Origin of the sequence: Bacillus sp. AFS041924 (genome assembly GCF_002577195.1) — a bacterium.
In the GTDB taxonomy this organism is placed as follows: domain Bacteria; phylum Bacillota; class Bacilli; order Bacillales; family Bacillaceae_G; genus Gottfriedia.
This window is the reverse complement of the sequence record NZ_NULG01000159.1, coordinates 1-4,080: the sequence shown is the minus strand read 5'-3', so window position 1 is coordinate 4,080 and position 4,080 is coordinate 1. Positions and strand designations below refer to the sequence as shown.

The window sequence follows — 4,080 nt, the reverse complement described above, 5'->3', positions numbered from 1 at the left end:
CGAGCACCTGTAGTGGAAATCAACATCACATAACTTAGTTATCAGTGATAATTTCCTGTAATAATTGACAAAGTCTTTTTTCAGCAGCATGAAAAAATCGTTTTCTTCGAGAAAACGATTTTTTATTATAACGATTAAAAGTATGTAATAAATTAATAATGAAAGATTGCTAAACGTACACTAGATGTAACGATCAATCTTATAAAAAAGCCAAAATAAAATCCCCCTTTAGTAGTTCATCTATCCTGTTATTCGGATAGGTTTTTTTAACTACTATAAGCAGGGATATAATGTAAGCTTTTTATTTTAAGATAATCAGATTTTTTACAAGTAAGAAAATAGTGAGATATAAAACTGTAAATCTCAAAGTAAATACCAAAACCGGCATATCGATTAGAATGCCGGCAGTATGTTGGTTTGTAGAAGAGTTTCTACAAAGTAACTACAGTTCAAGCTCTCCCATACGAAGAAGCTCAATAACTGCTTGTGATCGCCCCTTAACCCCAAGCTTCTGCATTGCATTTGAAATATGATTTCTCACAGTTTTTTCACTTATAAAAAGTTCTTCAGCAATTTCTCTTGTAGTCTTATCTTGAACAAGAAGCTCGAATACTTCTTTTTCACGCTTTGTGAGTGTGTGCTTTGTTTGATAGTCTCTATCCTTCAACTGTGCTAACCCTCCTTGCTTGACCGAGCTGTTCTTCGGATGGGTATTCATTTAGTCTTTTTATCATATGAAAGATAGGTCTTTTAGGTGAATATTTCCAGTAAATTTAGAGCTAGATTTAAATTATTTATTTTTTTCTTTTTTAGCTTGTTCTAAAAACTGTACAGGCTCGTATAAATAATAAAAAAGCGTAGGGGGGAGTATGGTGATGAAAAAAAGATTGTTAATAACAGCGGCAACGGTATGCGGAATCGCAACAATGAGTGGATGTAGTTTACTTCCGACAAAATCTTCTACTGACATTGATCCACCTAAAACCGTGGTTTATAAAAGTGATCAGCCTTCAAAGGAAGTTCAGGCTAAGAAAGAGGAAACGGTTAAAAGGGAATTATATTTAATTGACCGTAATGGATATGTTGTTCCGCAAACATTCCAACTACCTAAGTCTACAAGCTTGGCGAAGCAAGCATTAGAATACTTAGTAAAGGATGGCCCTGTAACAGATGAATTACCGAATGGTTTCCAAGCGGTTTTACCTCCGAATACTGAAGTTTTAGGTGTTCAATCTCAAAAGGATGGAACGATTATTGCTGATTTTTCACCTGAATTTAAACAATATCGAGCTGAAGATGAATTAAAAGTGTTTCAAGCAGTTACTTGGACTTTAACTCAATTTAATAATGTGACAAAAGTGAAAATTCGAGTAAATGGAAAAGAGCTGGCATCGATGCCAGTAAATAAAGCTCAGATTGGTAATGGGTTAACAAGAGAAGATGGAATTAACTTTGATAAAGGTGATATTGTAGACATTATGAACTCTCGACCAGTTACTTTATATTATGTTTCTCAAGGAGAAATGGGAGACACTTATTATGTACCTGTGACTACAAGGATTTCAAATGCTGAAGCAGATTCTTATTCAGCGATTGTAAATGAACTAATAAAAGGACCCTCAGAATACTCGAATTTGATTTCTGATTTCGGAGCTGATACGAAATTAGTTAGTCAACCAGTCTTCAAGGGTGGTAAGTTAGTACTTAATTTCAACGATGGGATCTATGGAAATATAGCAAAAAATATGATTAATAATGATGTATTACAACCACTTGTACTTTCGTTAACCGAACAAAAAGGAGTTAAGTCCATTGAGATTCAAATTAATGGTAAATTAACTGCCCTAGACCAACAGGGAAAGCCTTTAAGTCAACCGGTGGCTAGACCAAAGGATGTAAATACAAAAAAATTATAGGGATTTAAAGCAGGGACAAAGGGAAAGGGTAGAGTGTTTTCCTTTGATTTCTGCTTTTCCTATGTTTGAAGCCTTGTACAAAATTCGTTAAATTTTTGTACAAGGTTTTTAATTTTTATTTTTAATTCCATTTAAATAAGTAGAAATGAAATCACATTTTTGTCTATACTAGTATTTGGAAGATTTTTGTAGGAGGAAACAATCATGACGAGAACAGATGGAAGATTAAATAATGAACTTAGACCTATAGAGATTATTACGCACTATACAAAGCACGCAGAAGGTTCTGTGCTTATAAGTATTGGTGATACGAAGGTGATATGTAACGCAACAGTTGAGGATCGCGTACCACCGTTTTTGAGAAATAGTGGAAAAGGTTGGATTTCAGCGGAATATTCTATGCTACCTAGAGCTACACAAGATCGTACGATACGTGAATCATCCAAAGGTAAAGTTACTGGTCGCACAATGGAAATTCAACGATTAATTGGAAGAGCGTTAAGAGCGGTTGTTGATTTAGAAGCACTTGGAGAAAAAACAATTTGGATTGATTGTGATGTGATTCAAGCAGACGGCGGAACACGAACTACTTCAATTACTGGTGCTTTTGTTGCGATGATGCTTGCTTTTGATAAATTAATTAAAATGGATAAATTGAAATCTTATCCTGTAAAAGACTACTTAGCAGCAACATCAGTTGGTATTTTAGATGAAATTGGTCCAGTTCTTGATTTATATTATGTAGAAGATTCGGCTGCAAGTGTTGATATGAATATTATTATGACTGGAAAAGGTCAATTTGTTGAACTTCAAGGAACTGGTGAAGAAGCAACTTTTTCAAGAGAAGAATTAAATGAGTTATTATCTTTAGGTGAAATAGGAATTAAGTCTCTAATTGAAAAACAAAAAGAAGTATTATTACAAGAAGGTATTAAATTCCAATAATCATTTAAAGGAGGGATTTTAAGGATGGATACAATCATTATTGCCACTAATAACAAAGGTAAAGTGAGGGACTTTGAAGTGCTTTTTAACCCGCTGGGATTTCAAATTAAATCTTTAAAAGACTTTCCTGAAATTCAAGAAGTAGAAGAAACAGGTACTACTTTTGAAGAGAATGCGATTTTGAAAGCCGAGTATCTAGCTAATGAGCTAAAAACACCTGTTATTGCAGATGATTCTGGTTTAATAGTGGACGCGCTCGAAGGTAGACCAGGCGTTTTTTCTGCTCGATATGCTGGAATACATAAAAGTGATGAAGATAACTTGCAAAAAGTATTAAAAGAGCTAGAAGGCGTTTTTCCTGGAAAAAGAACTGCGAGATTTTATTGTGCATTAGCTTTAGCGGTTCCAAATAAAGAAACAATCACTGTTCATGGTACAGTTGAAGGATATATTGCAAATGAAAAGAAAGGGTCAAACGGATTCGGTTATGATCCAATATTCTTTTTGCCAGAATTAGATAAAACAATGGCTGAGTTAACAGCAGAAGAAAAAGGTGGCTTAAGTCATCGTGCAAATGCAATTAAATCATTAATGGATGTAATAAATAAAGAAGGCAAAGAATTTTTATTTAGGGGATCAAATTAATGAAAGTACTAATAGTAAGTGATAGTCATGGATTGACGAAACCGTTAGAAGAAATCGCTGACCGTTATCGTGGCAGTGTTGATTTAATGATACACTGTGGAGATTCGGAATTAGAAGTAAATGCAAAGGAACTAAAGGATTTTAATGTTGTAAGAGGAAATTGTGATTTCAGAGGAGAATTTCCTGAAGAATTTATTCATCGTGGCGATGATCATACGATTTATGCAACTCACGGTCACTTACATGGAATAAAACAGTCGTTACAAAAGCTATATTATCGTTGTAAAGAAGTTGGAGCAACAATTGCTTGTTTCGGTCATTCACATGTATTAGGTGCAGAAGTTATTGAAGATGTACTTTTTATTAATCCTGGTAGCATTCTACTACCTAGAATGCGAAGAGAAAAAACATATGCAATTCTTGAAACAATTGGTAAGAAAGCTACTGTTACGTTTTACAATACGGATGGAACGGAACTAATAGCTACTTCGTTAGATCTTTAAAAAATGGTGGTTAGTAGCCTTAAATAGTTTTAGATTAAGCTGCTAACCATATTTAAAAATTAGGCTCTGTT

At 34.0% G+C, this 4,080-nt stretch carries 5 protein-coding genes; 4 read left to right on the top strand and 1 reads right to left on the bottom strand.

All coding sequences use genetic code 11. The annotated features are described in order from the left end of the window. Positions 1-442 precede the first annotated feature (442 nt). Positions 443-667: a helix-turn-helix domain-containing protein gene (locus tag COC46_RS21845; RefSeq protein ID WP_056472461.1), complete on the bottom strand. Its 225-nt coding sequence runs from the start codon at positions 665-667 to the stop codon at positions 443-445. A 202-nt stretch (positions 668-869) separates the two neighbouring features. Between COC46_RS21845 and COC46_RS21840 the strand changes: the two genes are divergently transcribed. The 4 genes from COC46_RS21840 to COC46_RS21825 all read left to right on the top strand — a co-directional run bounded on the left by COC46_RS21840 (position 870) and on the right by COC46_RS21825 (position 4,009). Next, positions 870-1,916 carry a GerMN domain-containing protein gene (locus tag COC46_RS21840; protein ID WP_098811993.1) on the top strand — a complete coding sequence of 349 codons (1,047 nt, stop codon included), beginning with the start codon at positions 870-872 and terminating at the stop codon, positions 1,914-1,916. A gap of 204 nt (positions 1,917-2,120) precedes the next feature. After that, the gene (gene rph / locus COC46_RS21835) at positions 2,121-2,861 is read left to right on the top strand and encodes a ribonuclease PH (RefSeq protein WP_098811992.1); all 741 of its coding nucleotides are present in this window, start codon (positions 2,121-2,123) and stop codon (positions 2,859-2,861) included. A 24-nt stretch (positions 2,862-2,885) separates the two neighbouring features. After that, complete coding sequence (locus COC46_RS21830) at positions 2,886-3,506, top strand: XTP/dITP diphosphatase (RefSeq protein ID WP_098811991.1); 621 nt, start codon at positions 2,886-2,888, stop codon at positions 3,504-3,506. After that, a complete protein-coding gene (locus COC46_RS21825) occupies positions 3,506-4,009 on the top strand; it encodes a metallophosphoesterase family protein (RefSeq protein WP_098811990.1) in 504 nt (167 codons plus the stop codon). The genes COC46_RS21830 and COC46_RS21825 overlap by 1 nt, the downstream gene beginning before the upstream one ends. Positions 4,010-4,080 lie beyond the last annotated feature (71 nt).